This is a genomic window from Vibrio sp. YT-19(2023), assembly GCF_033337395.1.
This window is the reverse complement of sequence record NZ_JAWOQN010000025.1, coordinates 33,856-48,797: the sequence shown is the minus strand read 5'-3', so window position 1 is coordinate 48,797 and position 14,942 is coordinate 33,856. Positions and strand designations below refer to the sequence as shown.

The following is a 14,942-nucleotide window of genomic DNA, read 5'->3' as shown; positions in this document are numbered from 1 at the left end:
AAACGAAAAGTAGCGCTATTGGAAGCAGGAAGATAGGTTTGAGTCTTCTATGACTCAGTATCTAGATATGAAAAAGGGAGCCGCAGCTCCCTTGATTACTTTATTATTCCACATCCGAACGGTTAGGCCTTTGATACCAAGGATTTCGCTCGTCGGTCAACTCAATCAAGCTGTATTTACGTCCGAGTTTCTGTCCTCCGTCACGAGTAAGAGGCTGCCAACTAAAGTTCGCACGATTGTTGCTTGGCTTAACGGTCATGATGTCAAATGGAATCGACAAGTAGAAACCTTTGGTAAAGCTACCTTCACCAAATTCATCCGCAGACAAGTCTGTAAATGACGCAAAGGCACCAGCAATTACGCCACTCTTGAACTGCTTAGAAACATTGATTTGTGTACCAACATCACCAGCTAGGAACTGACCAACATCGACTTGGATCATCAAATCTTGTAGGAATTCCCATTGAGGGTAGTAGTAACCAGATACAAAACCAGTGAAGCCTTTATCAATAACTTGGAACGGACGTCCATATTCTGGCACGTTTTGCCATTTCTCATCGTAAACACCGAAGTAACTTTGTGGATCACGTTGAGAAATTACGTTGACGTCAGCGCCAATCGCCCAGTTAGCTCCTTGTGGACGGTAAAGAAACTCGGTACCGACTCCAGCAAACATGCTCTCCAGATAACCCGCGTAGAATTGTTGATCCATGGTATCGGAATACTCTTGGAACCAAGTCAACTGTAGGTTTGACATGGTCACAGCGTGTTCATTTTGGTAAGCACGGAACATGGTGCGAACCCGGGGAACGGTAGTACCATCGGGTGGAGTGACATAATTAAACTTATCGTAGTTGTTATACCAATCCCAGTATAACGAACCGCCAATTTCAAGATTGTCCGTCAGCCAGTATGAGGCATTACCGCTTAGCCCTACACTAAAGAGATAGAAGTCTTCTGCGTTACCTAGAGTTTGAACAAGTTTAGGTGCAAAGCCCCAATCAAAACGCTCAAAACCATCATAGACAGATTCTCCACTTGGCTTATTGCTAGCTTTTTCGGTTGCGTCTTCTATTTTGGGATTGATGTAATTAACTTGGGCAAAGTCGCGATATTTCTCCTTGGAAATAATCGTTTGTTCGCCGACTAAGCCTCGGCTACGTTCGTTGATAGCATAGGTATCAATATCGTCAGGCATTTCATTATGAAGTACAGCCGCCGCTTTTTCATGTGCCTCTGTACGGTCACGATATTTCTTCTGTTCACCAACGACAGTTACGGTGTTGTCATCAACATAAATGCGTGTGTTTTGGTAACCCGCAATTTTGTCTAAATCTTCCGTTACACGTTCCCAGTCAACATCAGACAGTTCTTCTGGTTGGTTATCTTCGACTTCTGGTGTAGGCTCATCTCGCCAGAATGATGGCATGTCATTGAAGTTAGTGTTGAGCGTTAAACCTGCGACCAAAGTGTCTCCGCGCTCATAACTTAAACGAAAATCGGCCATTCCTAGACGGTAGAGCACACCAAAGTTCCATGGTGTGTGTGGTGTCATGTCGATACCGCCTTGAACAACAGGAAAGTCTTCGTTGTAGTCATTACTGTCATACTCTATTTTAAAGCGTAGCGGTGCATGTAAAGTCTGATATTCAATACCCCCAAAGAGGGCTGCCGGGCCTTTGAAAAAACGGTCAGTGTTTGTTGTGCCACCTGTTAGTTGATAATCACCTGGACGAGAACAAAATCGATCAGAGATTTTACATGCTGGATTGGTAATGTTTCCTCTAGTACCTAAAGAGCCCCAACCTATACCGATCGTAAAATCAAATGTCCCTAAACTTCTGTTGGCGTACTGTTTGGTTGCTGCAAAATACTCAGAGTCAAAAAGGCCAGTACCTGCAAAATCTCTAACACCAAAGGACACTTCAGGTACATATTGACTTTCTTCTAGAAGCCTAAATTTAAAATCAATACCTTTATCTGTGTATTCGTTATCCCCACAAAATCGTGGATCAGTACAGTATGGAAGTCCATCGACAATTGTATATCTAATAGTCGCTTCAGCCCAGGGCATTACCTGTACCGTAGCATTGTAAAAGAGGTACTCATCACTCCCTGTAACAGAAAAGTTGAATTCCCCTTCAGGGGCCATACGTCCGGTTGGCATTTGCATTAAACCAACGCCACCGAAGTCTGTTTGGGATGGTCGTAAAGGAGGAGCCTCAAACGGCATCTCTTGAGCCCAAACCAATGCTGGGCCCATTAAATAAAGGGTTAAGCTTTTTCTAATTGGCATCATTACGGTCTCTTTGTAGCATTTGGTATCAGTTGAGTGAGTAGGAGGATAATATCTTGATCCATTTCAGACCGTTCAAGATCACCAAAAGGTACATATACCAAGGTCAGAGGTGGTAAGTAATATTGTGTTGTTAACCAGGCTCCGTGATGCGGCTTAACTACATGACCATCTGGGTAGATCAACACTGGTGGTGTTGATAACGTACCAATGTTACTTTTCAAATTCTCTATTTGCCTCTGCAAAGGGATGCCTGCCTGCTCCGTAATGGAATACACGCTATTTACGTTTCCCAGGAAGTACACTTTTTCTTCGCGCAGAGGGCTTGCGAGCACGTAATTGCCGCGCAACAGTGGGTTGTCGAATTTATTTAGTCGAACTTTATCAACATCGATCGCAGACAGTAAGCGTGGTGCAAAGCTTTGCTTCTGAATGAATTTGTAGAATGGATGTGCAACCAAGTTGTGTTGAATCATTTGATTGAGTACTGAGTTCTTTAAAGCGGTAGCGTTTTTTTCGGCGCGTTCCGATTTATCAAACAAAGTTGTACCAAGAGAATATTGCAGTGAGACGCTTTGCTCTTTAGCAAGTGTTAAGACGCTTTCTAAACGAGCAGGCCCCTGGAATTGTAGCTGTTTGCCTACTTCCAGTAACTCAACATTTAATTGCTGTATAGTAGAGGTTTCTGTTTGAGCGAAGCTATGTATGCTCAAAAGTGGCATGACCAAACCTAGTAACGTTAGTAGTCGCTTGCTCATGATTTGCTATATCCCTTCAAAATGGTTAACTCAACCGGAATCATATTCGGACCTAAGTATTGTAAGGTTTTGATAACCTGACCTTGCTCATCTATCCAATAATAGTTTTCGACCGATTGAGAAAGGCTACTAAAATCAACGGCTTCTTTATATACGTTGGTCATGGTACTGGAAATAGGAGTTGTTAACGTTTCTTGGCCTGAGTAAGAACGCGTTATATTTGCTGGGAAACCATAACGGTATTGTGTTGCCCAATCGTATGAGAGTGCGTAGTTGACAGAGGTTGAATCTAAAGAAAAATCTGGCACATCACCGTAAACACCGGCTAAGTCCCCATTCTGTAGACCTATCGTTTTGACTATATGGCCATTCTCCGTAACGATCATAGCTTTGTCAGCACTTACCCATTTCAGTTGTATTTTTCCATTGAGAGGATTTCGCTCTGCAAAAGCTAAAACAACAAATACCTGTTTTTGATTCCCAAGTTTTAAATAGGCACTGGCATAAGGAACGGCATTTATTTCTTCTGGGGTCATCTCTACATCGATGTAGTTACCGTACGCTTCTTGGACTGTGGCTGATACATCATTGAACTTTTGTGTACAACCAAAGAGTAAGGCGAATAGCGGAAGAGTGAGAAGTGGGCGTATCCATTTAGACGTTCGGAAGATATTCATTATTCCCTCTTACAAATAAAATCGCCCTGAGTCATTCAGGGCGATTATCTTCTATCTACAAAACGAAATTAGTTTGTAGAAGTAGAAGTAGAAGTAGATGTTGAAGTAGATGTTGAGTCGCTATCTGAAGCTGCAACTGCTACTACAGTTACTGCTGCCGCTGCACCTACTGCTACAGCTGTTGTGCCTGTTGCAGATGCAGAAGCTGCACTTGTCGAACCTGCTTCTTCTGCTGCAAATGCAGTTGATGCGCTTAGAGCCATAAGAATAGCTAGAGCTGTATTCTTCATTATTAATCCTTGTATATCCGGTATAAAAACATCGATGTTTGGTAGCATAAAAAACGCTCCAAACTACATTTTAGATAAAAAAGCCTTAGCATGTAAATAGTTTCTTATCTTGCCTTGGTTTTCTATCTCATTTCTAACACCAGCGTGACATTGCGCCGTTATCTTGTTCGCTTGCTTGCTGATAAACTATCAAAAGTGCATAATTTGTCGGCCTATTTTCTCCAGTATTAGGGGTTTGGAGTGATAGGCCGCTTTTACTCATATCTTATAGAAAGCGATACAGCGGCTTACGCTAAATGCCTCAGGGCGGTAGCGTGGCAATTCTTCAGTGTTTAATCACCTGCATAGCAAACTTAACGTTGCTTTGACAGGCCATATTACTACCAGTACTAGGAACTTTTACGTGATAAGAAAGCAGCATTGTTTAGGAATACTTAGTGTACTGGGCTTAAGCCTGAGTTCTTTTTCAGCGTCAGCCGATTTTTATGCTGGTGCGTTAGTGAGCTACTCAAATGCAGAATTGAAAAGCTCGTCTTCTGAGTCCGTAAAAGAGGGGAGTCCTTTCCTTCTTAGTGCGCAAGCTGGGTACTTTTTTAATGACTACATTGGTCTCGAAGGACGTTATGGGACATCAGTTCAACGTGACAGTGGGCTTGCTGTTGATAGTGCGATAAGTGGATTTTTTAAGCTAAACATGCCTGTTTCAGAGCGAGTTGCACTTTACGGTTTAGCAGGGTACTCGAGCGTTCAACTTGACCTACAAAATGTAGGCTCTTACAAAGAGCAAGGATTCAGTTTTGGGTTAGGTATGCATTACGCTTTGAACAAGCAGAACGCAGTTGTGTTTGAGTTCGTTGATAACGTTTCAGAAGATCAAGTTCGGCTTAACTCGATTACACTGGGTTTCCAGCACAGATTCTAATTTAAATACCTAAAGCTCAAATTTGAGCTTTAGAGCCTTTTATTCAATTATTATAGTGGCATATCATGTTTAAAGGATATCTCTCCATTGCCGTTTGTGTCTTGGCAAGCATGTTTGCGTCTTACTCGACTGCGCAAACACCTACTCCAGAACAAATAAAAATGTTTCAGAACTTACCGGCAGACCAGCAGCAAGCACTGGCGAGTAAGTATGGCTTTAGTATCCCTTCTGGTTCATCCTCCCAGTCTACGTCATACTCAAATCCGCAAGTCATGCAACCTCGGCCTCAATCAAGTGGGGCGAGTTCTACTGAACTAGAAAAAATGTGGGATGCCAAGAAAGAGGATGATGAATTACAACGCTTTGGTCTTGAACTCTTTGCCGGCTCTCCAAGCACCTTTGCTCCGATCAGTGATGTTCCAGTTCCAGCGAATTACACTGTAGGTGCAGGTGATGAAATCATCGTGCAGTTGTTTGGTAAGGAGAACGAAACACATCGCTTACGTGTAAATCGCGCAGGAATAATCAACTTTCCTTCTCTTGGGCCTTTAAATGTTGCCGGTATGCACTTTTCCGATGTTAGAGACTCTCTAACACAACGTGTAAAAGAGCAAATGATAGGTGTTCGTAGTGATATCTCATTAGGTGAATTACGCACCATGCAAGTATTTGTCATGGGGGATGCATATAAGCCAGGCGCGTACACGGTTAGCGCATTAACGACAATATCACAGGCTATCTACTACAGCGGTGGCTTTGGTGAAAGTGGGGCACTACGTGATATTCAGCTAAAACGTGACGGAAAAATTATTCGTAAGTTGGACATGTATGATCTGTTACTAAAAGGTGATGCGAGTGATGATGTGCGCTTACTTCCAGATGATGTTGTTTTAATCGGCTCTGTTAAAGAGACTGTGTCTATAGAAGGCGAGATTAACCGTCCTGCAATCTACGAGGTTAAGCCGGGTGAAACTTACCAACAACTTATTCAAATAGCAGGTGGTTTTACTGCCAATGCGTATAAAGAACAGTTAGAAATCAAACGTTATGCAACGCATGGGACTCGTGAAGCGGTCACTCTCGATTTTAGTAAGAGTCAAGATAAGCAAAGCAAAGTAAAAAATGGCGATGCTATTAAAGTCTTGAAAAAAAGCGAAGAGCTTACTCGATATGTTCAAATTGAAGGGGATGTCAGACACCCTGGGTATGTAGAGTGGCATCAAAATCTACGTATCGCTGATTTGTTTAAATCTGTTGACTCCGCATTCAATGCGACTGCTGATGTTAACTACGCCGTTGTTGTTCGAGAAGTAAATACTCAACGTGATATCGAAGTATTTCAGATCAATCTCGCGAATGCGATTTTATCTCCTAACAGCAAAGACAATATGTCTCTGCGTTCTCGTGACCGAGTTCTAGTCTTCAACCGTTTCAATAACGAAGATTTAGATACACTCGCTAACGATGAAGAAATTACAAAAGCTAAAACACTCGAGCAAGCCCAAAAACAAGCGGAGATGGAGCAACAGAAAGAACAGCAACAGATGAGCTCGTCGGTTGCAATGGTTAATAACCCAGCAGGTTCGGTAATCGCAGGCAACAATGCGATGACTAGCAATAATCAGCAACAAACTAATTTTAATAACCAACAGAATCATGTTGGCTGGAACCAGCAAGAAAAAGAAGAAAGAAAAATCATTTTCCGCGGTAAAGAGATTACAGAGGAAGACTTTGAAAAGCTGAAGCAGAATACTCGTCGCACTTTACTTGCCCCCGTATTGCTGCAGCTCCAACAACAGTCTCGTTTAGGTTTAGCCCCTCAAATTGCTGAAGTATTTGGTGAAGTGAAGCACCCAGGTCGGTACCCAATTACACCAAGAATGACGGTATCAACGCTGATTGAAGCTGCTGGTGGTTTGACTTACAACGCATTCACAATCAATGCAGAACTAGCACGAACCGCGATTAACAGTGCAGATGAACGTGCATACATTGATGTTGAACGTATTGATTTGCGTAAAGCAATCCAAGGCAATGCTTCAGACGATGCAATTATCGTAGGTCGAGATCGTTTGAACATCCTCGAAAAGCCAAATGTGAAGCTACAAAGCACAGTCACTTTACAAGGTGAAGTTCGCTTCCCAGGAACTTACACGACCCGTCAGGGGGAGACATTGAGTGAGCTTTTGGAGCGTGCAGGAGGATTGACCGAATTTGCACACCCTCAAGGTGCAATATTTACTCGTGAAGCATTGCGTTTACAAGAGCAGAAGCTTTTAAACCAATACGCCGCAGATATGCGAAAAGAAACAGCGAAGAAGACGTTCCGAGCCGATAGTAATATAGGTTCTGTAATTTCAGATCCAGAAAAAACACTAGCATTTGTTGAGGAAGCAAGTCGCAGCAAAGCTCTTGGTCGTATGGTTGTGCAGTTAAATCGTATCTTGAAGGGGGAGCGCTCAGCAGACTTTATGCTCGAGGACGGTGACTTCCTCTTTGTTCCGACTTTCCGAAACACTGTATCAATAATGGGTGAAGTTCAGGTTCCAATTACCTACTTGTTAGACAACAAACTTGACGTCGATGATTATCTGAACAAAGCCGGAGGCGCTAAAAAGCAAGCGGATGAAGATCGCATTTTTGTAGTACGTGCGGATGGTTCTGTTTACAAGCCTTCATCAGGCTATTGGTTCGGAAACAATAAAGAAGGGTTAAAAGCCGGTGATACAATTGTAGTTCCAATCGATACCGATTACCGTGATGCCTTGAGTACATGGACTGCAGCAACGCAGATCCTATATCAAACTGGTGTGGCAATTAACGCATTGCAATAACAACATACGCGAGTCTAGGGTAACCTTGGCTCGCGTATATAGTTTGTATAAATCTGTATTTAATCAATAAGCAAGAAGCTAATTGACTGGGATAAAGTGAAATGAAATCTGAGCAATACCCAAACCTGCCCCCATATCCTTATACACATGTTCCTGCCGAAGATGAAATAGATCTACGTGAACTACTTTCTGCATTTTGGCGAGGGAAGTGGGTCATTATTCTTACTACGGTCATTTTTGCCTCTGTTGCTGTGGCATTTGCGTTGTCAAAGCCGAACATCTACAGGGCTGATGCTCTTCTATCCCCAGCTCAAAACTCTAATGCTAGTGGATTAGCGGCAGTTTCTGGCCAGCTAGGTGGATTGGCATCACTTGCAGGAGTTAGTTTACCAAGCCAGAGCAACCAAACTGATTTAGCTATTCAAGTCATAAAGTCTCGTCAATTTATTGAATCCTTTGTACAGAAGCATGACATTCTAGTGCCTCTCATGGGTAGTAAAGGTTGGGATATTGGGGGAAACAAATTGATATTAGACGATGAACTTTACGATAAAGATAAGCAAGTTTGGTTGAGAAAGCCTCAAGGCCTAAGAGGTGCAGAGCCTACAGCTCAAGAAGCCTACCGCTTATTCGTCACAGATGTTTTGAGTATTGAGCCTGATAAAGAATCTGGACTATTTAGGCTATCTGTGAGCCACTATTCACCGTATGTAGCTCAGCAGTGGGTGAATTGGCTGATTGAAGATATTAATCAAGTAATGCGTGAGCGTACAATTCAAGATACTAATAAAAACCTAACTTATTTGAGTAAACAGCTTCAGAAAACAGCGGTTGCTGATATGCAGTCAGCCTTTTATAAGCTAATTGAAGAGCAAACGAAGAACTTAATGCTTGCAGAAGCTCAAGAAGAATTCGTATTTAAAGTAATCGATCCTGCGGTGGTTCCAGAAGAAAAAGCTTCGCCTAAGAGAGCTCTTATCTGTATTGCAGGGACGCTGCTTGGCGCTGTTTTTGGTATTATGATTGTACTAATCCGCTTCGTTTTAAAAAAAAGAGACCGATTGGAGTCTAGTGAAACATCGCTGAGTTAAGCGCAGAAAAATACAACTTAAAGGGGACGTGAACAATATTCACGTGCCCATGAAAATTATTATTCAAGTTTTACATTAGGTCAGTAATGATGACAAAGAAAAGAGTACTTACGGTATTTGGTACCCGACCAGAAGCAATAAAGATGGCCCCTTTGGTTCACGCTTTATCTTCTGATGAACGATTTGAAGCAAAATGCTGTGTAACAGCTCAACATCGAGAGATGCTAGACCAGGTGCTTGAACTATTTGAAATTAAGCCAGATTATGACCTAAATTTGATGAAAGCAGGGCAATCTTTAAATGATGTGACCGCACGAATCTTGTTAGAGCTCAAATCAGTATTACAAGAGTTTAAACCTGATGTAGTTTTAGTACATGGCGATACAGCAACAACGTTTGCTGCTAGTCTAGCAGCGTACTACGAGCAAGTTCCTGTTGGTCATGTAGAGGCAGGTTTAAGAACCGGAAATATCTACTCACCATGGCCAGAAGAAGCAAATAGAAAGTTAACGGGGGCGCTTACGCAATATCACTTTGCGCCTACAGAGACCTCACAAAACAACTTGTTGAAAGAAAACTTTAAGAAAGAGAGTATCTCGGTGACGGGTAACACTGTTATTGATGCTCTTTTGTTGATCAAAGAAAAAATCGATCATGATGAGACTCTTCAACATAGCCTGTCTGAACAATTCCCATTTCTCCGTGAAGATAAAAAGTTAGTACTCGTTACAGGACACAGAAGAGAAAGCTTTGGTGGTGGTTTTGAGCGTATTTGTGAGGCGCTAGCCTACACTGCGCAAAAGCACCCAGAAGCTCAAATCGTTTATCCAATGCACTTGAATCCTAATGTACGTGAACCTGTAAACCGAATTCTTGCGGGAATAAGCAATATACATCTGATTGAGCCTCAACAGTACTTACCATTCATTTACTTAATGAATAGATCTCATATTATTCTAACCGACTCGGGCGGTATTCAAGAAGAAGCGCCTTCTTTAGGTAAGCCCGTATTAGTGATGAGAGATACAACAGAGCGCCCAGAAGCTGTAGAGGCAGGCACGGTCAAATTGGTTGGTACCAATGTAGATCGAATCGTTACGGGTTTAACAACTTTGCTTCAAGACGAGCAAGCGTATAAGGAAATGAGCTTCGCACATAACCCTTACGGTGATGGAAAAGCATGTCAACGAATTCTAGATGTTTTAGCAAAATAATTTAATTTAACGAGAAGTATATATGTCTTTTGAAACAGTATCAGTTGTGGGGTTGGGCTACATTGGTCTGCCAACAGCAGCAATGTTCGCATCACGCAAGAAAAAGGTTGTTGGTGTTGATGTTAACCAACATGCTGTAGACACTATCAATCAAGGTAAAATTCATATCGTTGAGCCTGAGCTCGATATGATCGTAAATGCCGCTGTCAAAGAAGGCTACCTAAAAGCAGTAACAACTCCAGAAGCTGCAGATGCATTTCTTATTGCTGTTCCAACTCCCTTCTTACCTTGTAAAGAGGGTGACGTTCCAGCACCTGACCTTTCTTACATTGAAGCAGCGAGTAAAGCAATTGCGCCTGTCCTAAAGGAAGGAGATCTAGTTATATTAGAATCGACTTCACCAGTGGGAGCTACGGAACAGATGGCTGATTGGTTATCTCAAGCACGTTCAGACCTTACTTTTCCTCAAACTCATGGCGAAAACGCTGACATTAACATTGCGCATTGCCCAGAGCGTGTGTTGCCAGGTCATGTCGTTCGAGAATTGGTTGAAAATGACCGTGTAATTGGCGGCCTAACACCCAAATGTTCGCAGCGATCTGTTGAGTTGTACCAAACATTTGTTCAAGGTGAATGTGTTATCACTAATGCGCGCACTGCTGAAATGGCAAAGTTGACCGAAAACAGCTCTCGTGACGTTCAAATTGCATTTGCAAATGAGCTTTCTGTTATCTGTGATAAGTTAGATATCAATGTCTGGGAGCTAATTGCATTAGCAAACCGTCATCCACGCGTGAACATACTTCAACCTGGCCCGGGGGTGGGGGGACATTGTATCGCCGTTGACCCTTGGTTTATCGTTTCAAAAACTCCGGAAGAAGCTCAGATTATTCATACCGCACGTAAAGTTAACGACAGCAAGCCTAGTTGGGTTGTAGGTAAAACTAAAATGGCTCTTGCAGACTTTCTGCAAGAGCATGCTGATAAAACAGCCAAAGACGTTACAATCGCTTGCTACGGCTTAGCTTTTAAGCCTGACATCGATGACTTACGTGAAAGCCCTGCAATGCAGATTGTAAAAGAAATTGCTTCTTTCCATGCGGGGAATGTAATTGCAGTTGAACCTAATATTCATCAGTTACCAAGTTCATTGGAGCAAGTTGAACTTCAGGGCTTTGACGCTGCAAAGTCGACGGCAGATATTCATGTAATGCTTGTTGACCATAAAGAATTTAAAGTTGAGTCAATAGACTCACCATACTTAGTAGACACCAAGGGGATTTGGTAATGAACGCTATTTTGCCTTTAATCGGTCGTACCGAAGCCTTATTCACAAAAGATATTGAAAACCATGAAGTAGAACTGTCACGCATTGTTTCCGAGTCAAGTTTCCTTGTTTTGGGTGGTGCAGGCTCAATTGGACAAGCTGTAACTAAAGAAATCTTCAAACGTAATCCTAAGAAGCTACATGTTGTTGATATTAGCGAAAACAATATGGTGGAGCTTGTTCGAGATATCCGTAGCTCATTTGGTTATATTGATGGTGACTTCCAAACATTTGCTCTGGACATTGGTTCTTTAGAGTACGATGCATTCATTGAAGCCGATGGTAAGTTTGATTATGTGTTGAACCTATCTGCGCTTAAGCATGTTAGAAGCGAAAAAGATCCTTATACATTGATGCGTATGATTGATGTAAACGTTTTTAATACCGATAAAACGATCCAACAGTCTATTAATGCGGGTGCGAAAAAGTACTTCTGTGTTTCAACTGACAAAGCTGCAAACCCTGTCAATATGATGGGTGCGTCAAAACGTATTATGGAAATGTTCCTAATGCGTAAAAGTGAGCAAATGGCAATCTCAACAGCTCGCTTTGCAAATGTTGCATTCTCTGATGGTTCGCTGCTACACGGATTTAACCAACGTATCCAAAAGCGCCAACCTATCGTGGCACCAAACGACATCAAGCGTTATTTTGTTACTCCTCAAGAGTCGGGTGAACTATGTTTAATGTCTTGTGTCTTTGGTGAAAATCGTGACATTTTCTTCCCGAAACTGAGTGAAGCTCTGCACCTTATTTCGTTTGCAGATATTGCGGTGAAATACCTAGAGCAACTTGGTTTTGAACCCCACCTATGTGAAACAGAAGAAGAAGCTCGCCAACTTGCACATACGCTTCCAGAGCAAGGGAAATGGCCATGCTTGTTCACGACGAGTGATACTACTGGCGAGAAAGATTTTGAAGAGTTTTTCACAGATAAAGAAGAGCTAGATATGTCTCGATTCGAAAATCTGGGCATCATCAAAAATGAACCTCTTTATGAGCAAGAGCTTCTTACTTTGTTTGAAAGCAGCATCTCTGAGATGAAAGGTGAGCGAGCTTGGACTAAAGAGCAGATTGTGAAACTGTTCTTTACCATGATCCCTGATTTTGGGCACAAAGAAACGGGTAAATACCTCGATAGCAAGATGTAAGTGGAGCATTCGATGAAAGCGACATCTATTGTTGAATTTGTGAGAGATACTTACAAAACAGACGAATTTATTCCCTTACATGCACCGACGTTCGATGGCAACGAAAAAGCGTACGTAATGGAAACGATTGAAAGTACATTTGTTTCTAGCGTCGGTAAATTTGTTGATGATTTTGAGAGAAAAATTGAAGCTTACACTGGTACGGCTAAAGCTGTAGCGACAGTGAATGGCACAGCAGCATTGCATGCTGCATTGTACATGGCTGATGTTCAAAGAGGCGACTTGGTCGTCACGCAAGCTTTGACTTTTGTTGCAACCTGCAATGCTCTTTATCATATGGGGGCTGAGCCTATTTTTCTGGATGTATCTCCAGTGAGTTTAGGGTTGTGCCCTAAGGCTGTGGATACATTTTTAGAAGAGAATGCTGAAGTCACAGACGCGGGGTGTATCCATAAAAAAACAGGTAGAAGAATCAAAGCCGTTGTACCAATGCACACGTTTGGTCACCCTGTAGAGCTTGATGAACTGGTTGCCGTTTGCTTGAAATGGAACATCACGTTGATTGAAGATGCCGCAGAAAGCCTAGGCTCGTTCTATAAGGGCAAACACACCGGTACTATTGGTGATTTTGGTGCTGTCAGCTTCAATGGCAACAAGATCATCACCACAGGCGGTGGTGGCATGGTGTTATGTAAGACTCAAGAATTAGGTGCGCGTACTAAGCATGTCACGACGACAGCAAAAGTTCCTCATCCGTATGAATTCTTCCATGATGAACCTGGCTTTAACTACCGCATGCCTAACCTGAATGCTGCTCTGGGATGTGCACAGATGGAAGTTATCGAGCAGTATTTGAAGCAAAAGAGATTGCTTGCAGAACGCTATAAAAACTTCTTCAAAGGTACAGATTTTAAATTTGTCACTGAGCCAGAGTATGCGAAGTCAAACTATTGGTTAAATGCAATCATTTGTCCGGATAAAGAAAGTCGCGAAGAGGTACTTAAAGGCACAAATGGTTCAGGCGTGATGACTCGACCTATTTGGCAGCTCATGCACAGACTACCTATGTTTGAGAATGCAATACGTGGTGACCTAACTTACTCAGAGTTTATTGAGGCGCACCTAATCAATCTTCCAAGTACTCCAGTGGAAATCAAAGGCTAAGTAGGTTTAATACATACATGACGCAGACACATAAAAAGGTTGCGGTCTTTACTGGTACAAGAGCAGAGTATGGTCTGCTCTTTTGGCTTTTAAAGGACATACAAAGCGATCCTGACCTAACACTTCAATTGCTTGTTTCTGGTATGCACCTATCACCGGAATTCGGTGATACTTACAAACAAATTGAAAAAGATGGCTTCAATATCGATGAGAAAATAGAGATTTTGTTGTCTTCTGATTCCGCTGTAGGTACAGCGAAAAGTATGGGGCTGGGGGTCTTAGGGTTCGCCGATGCCTTGTCGCGACTAGCACCAGATGTTCTTGTCATTCTTGGGGATCGCTTTGAAGCGCTCGCTGCAGCGCAAACGGCTATGATACTTCGTATTCCGATCATTCACCTTCATGGTGGTGAAATAACAGAAGGTGCTTATGACGATGCAATTCGTCATGCGATTACTAAGTTGAGTTACCTACATGGTACGTCGACAGACGAATACCGAAACCGAGTGATTCAACTTGGTGAATCACCAGCGCGTGTACGAAATATTGGTGCAATTGGCTTAGACCACCTAAACCGAGCGTCTTTTATGACGGTTTCTGAGTTGAGTGAATCACTAAGTTTTGAGCTCACAAAACCTTATTTTGTTGTTACTTATCATCCTGTTACTCTGGGTAACGAATCTCCAGAGGAAAGCTTTCAATCGCTTTTAGACGCATTGGATGAATACCCTGATCATCAAGTTATATTAACTTACCCTAACGCAGATGACGGTGGTCGACGCATTATCCCAATGCTAGAAGATTATGCGGCAAGTCAACCAAAACGTGTCTTGGCGATTCCATCACTAGGGCAAGTGCGTTATTTGAGCTCGGTAAAGCATGCGGCTGCAGTTATTGGTAATTCGTCGAGTGGTATTATTGAAGTACCAGCTTTTGATGTTCCTACAGTGAATATAGGGGCTAGACAAAAAGGACGCTTGGCCGCAAAAAGTGTTTTAAACACCACTGCTATGAAAGAATCCATCAGTAACGCGATTGGCCTCGCTGTGAGCCGAAAGTATAAAGCTGAAGATGAAAATATTGCTAACCCCTACGGGCAAGGTGATAGTAGCAAACAAGTCATAGAGATGATTAAAGGACTGGATTTTGATCCTTGTAAGTCTTTTTATGATGTAAACATTGAACCTGACTTAAACAAGAAAGTAGAGTGAGACAATA

At 42.4% G+C, this 14,942-nt stretch carries 11 protein-coding genes and 1 pseudogene; 8 read left to right on the top strand and 4 right to left on the bottom strand.

Annotation, left to right across the window (positions count from 1 at the left end; genetic code table 11):
- Positions 1-103: 103 nt before the first annotated feature.
- The 4 genes from R7E78_RS17565 to R7E78_RS17550 all read right to left on the bottom strand — a co-directional run bounded on the left by R7E78_RS17565 (position 104) and on the right by R7E78_RS17550 (position 4,021).
- A complete protein-coding gene (locus R7E78_RS17565; protein ID WP_262644234.1) occupies positions 104-2,299 on the bottom strand; it encodes a YjbH domain-containing protein in 2,196 nt (731 codons plus the stop codon).
- On the bottom strand, positions 2,299-3,054 hold the full coding sequence (locus tag R7E78_RS17560; protein WP_054574201.1) for a capsule biosynthesis GfcC family protein: 756 nt from the start codon (positions 3,052-3,054) through the stop codon (positions 2,299-2,301). The genes R7E78_RS17565 and R7E78_RS17560 overlap by 1 nt, the downstream gene beginning before the upstream one ends.
- The gene (locus R7E78_RS17555; protein ID WP_054574202.1) at positions 3,051-3,731 is read right to left on the bottom strand and encodes a YjbF family lipoprotein; all 681 of its coding nucleotides are present in this window, start codon (positions 3,729-3,731) and stop codon (positions 3,051-3,053) included. The genes R7E78_RS17560 and R7E78_RS17555 overlap by 4 nt, the downstream gene beginning before the upstream one ends.
- Positions 3,732-3,799: 68 nt before the next feature.
- Positions 3,800-4,021 (bottom strand): hypothetical protein, encoded by a 222-nt coding sequence (locus tag R7E78_RS17550; RefSeq protein ID WP_054574203.1) that lies wholly within the window; start codon positions 4,019-4,021, stop codon positions 3,800-3,802.
- Positions 4,022-4,424: 403 nt separating this feature from the next.
- Between R7E78_RS17550 and R7E78_RS17545 the strand changes: the two genes are divergently transcribed.
- From R7E78_RS17545 to neuC, 8 genes and pseudogenes are all read left to right on the top strand, one after another.
- Positions 4,425-4,943: a porin family protein gene (locus tag R7E78_RS17545; RefSeq protein ID WP_262635112.1), complete on the top strand. Its 519-nt coding sequence runs from the start codon at positions 4,425-4,427 to the stop codon at positions 4,941-4,943.
- A gap of 353 nt (positions 4,944-5,296) precedes the next feature.
- Positions 5,297-7,777, top strand: a pseudogene (locus R7E78_RS17540) (SLBB domain-containing protein); the annotation flags it as partial.
- A 101-nt stretch (positions 7,778-7,878) separates the two neighbouring features.
- Complete coding sequence (locus R7E78_RS17535; protein WP_054574206.1) at positions 7,879-8,868, top strand: Wzz/FepE/Etk N-terminal domain-containing protein; 990 nt, start codon at positions 7,879-7,881, stop codon at positions 8,866-8,868.
- An 89-nt stretch (positions 8,869-8,957) separates the two neighbouring features.
- Positions 8,958-10,082 carry a non-hydrolyzing UDP-N-acetylglucosamine 2-epimerase gene (gene wecB, locus R7E78_RS17530; RefSeq protein WP_054574207.1) on the top strand — a complete coding sequence of 375 codons (1,125 nt, stop codon included), beginning with the start codon at positions 8,958-8,960 and terminating at the stop codon, positions 10,080-10,082.
- Between the two features lie 22 nt (positions 10,083-10,104).
- Positions 10,105-11,370 (top strand): UDP-N-acetyl-D-mannosamine dehydrogenase, encoded by a 1,266-nt coding sequence (gene wecC, locus R7E78_RS17525; protein ID WP_262644232.1) that lies wholly within the window; start codon positions 10,105-10,107, stop codon positions 11,368-11,370.
- On the top strand, positions 11,370-12,560 hold the full coding sequence (locus tag R7E78_RS17520; RefSeq protein ID WP_085569712.1) for a UDP-N-acetylglucosamine 4,6-dehydratase: 1,191 nt from the start codon (positions 11,370-11,372) through the stop codon (positions 12,558-12,560). The genes wecC and R7E78_RS17520 overlap by 1 nt, the downstream gene beginning before the upstream one ends.
- Positions 12,561-12,572: 12 nt before the next feature.
- Positions 12,573-13,724 carry a LegC family aminotransferase gene (locus R7E78_RS17515; RefSeq protein ID WP_085569711.1) on the top strand — a complete coding sequence of 384 codons (1,152 nt, stop codon included), beginning with the start codon at positions 12,573-12,575 and terminating at the stop codon, positions 13,722-13,724.
- Between the two features lie 17 nt (positions 13,725-13,741).
- Positions 13,742-14,935, top strand: a complete 1,194-nt coding sequence (gene neuC, locus R7E78_RS17510; protein ID WP_085569710.1) for a UDP-N-acetylglucosamine 2-epimerase — start codon at positions 13,742-13,744, stop codon at positions 14,933-14,935.
- Positions 14,936-14,942: the final 7 nt, after the last annotated feature.

Excerpts from the sequence above, each read along its gene's own strand:
- R7E78_RS17565 (WP_262644234.1), bottom strand. The coding sequence starts at position 2,299 with ATGATGCCAATTAGAAAAAGCTTAACCCTTTATTTAATGGGCCCAGCA.
- R7E78_RS17560 (WP_054574201.1), bottom strand. The coding sequence starts at position 3,054 with ATGAGCAAGCGACTACTAACGTTACTAGGTTTGGTCATGCCACTTTTG.
- R7E78_RS17555 (WP_054574202.1), bottom strand. The coding sequence starts at position 3,731 with ATGAATATCTTCCGAACGTCTAAATGGATACGCCCACTTCTCACTCTT.
- R7E78_RS17550 (WP_054574203.1), bottom strand. The coding sequence starts at position 4,021 with ATGAAGAATACAGCTCTAGCTATTCTTATGGCTCTAAGCGCATCAACT.
- R7E78_RS17535 (WP_054574206.1), top strand. The coding sequence starts at position 7,879 with ATGAAATCTGAGCAATACCCAAACCTGCCCCCATATCCTTATACACAT.
- wecB (WP_054574207.1), top strand. The coding sequence starts at position 8,958 with ATGACAAAGAAAAGAGTACTTACGGTATTTGGTACCCGACCAGAAGCA.
- wecC (WP_262644232.1), top strand. The coding sequence starts at position 10,105 with ATGTCTTTTGAAACAGTATCAGTTGTGGGGTTGGGCTACATTGGTCTG.
- R7E78_RS17520 (WP_085569712.1), top strand. The coding sequence starts at position 11,370 with ATGAACGCTATTTTGCCTTTAATCGGTCGTACCGAAGCCTTATTCACA.
- R7E78_RS17515 (WP_085569711.1), top strand. The coding sequence starts at position 12,573 with ATGAAAGCGACATCTATTGTTGAATTTGTGAGAGATACTTACAAAACA.
- neuC (WP_085569710.1), top strand. The coding sequence starts at position 13,742 with ATGACGCAGACACATAAAAAGGTTGCGGTCTTTACTGGTACAAGAGCA.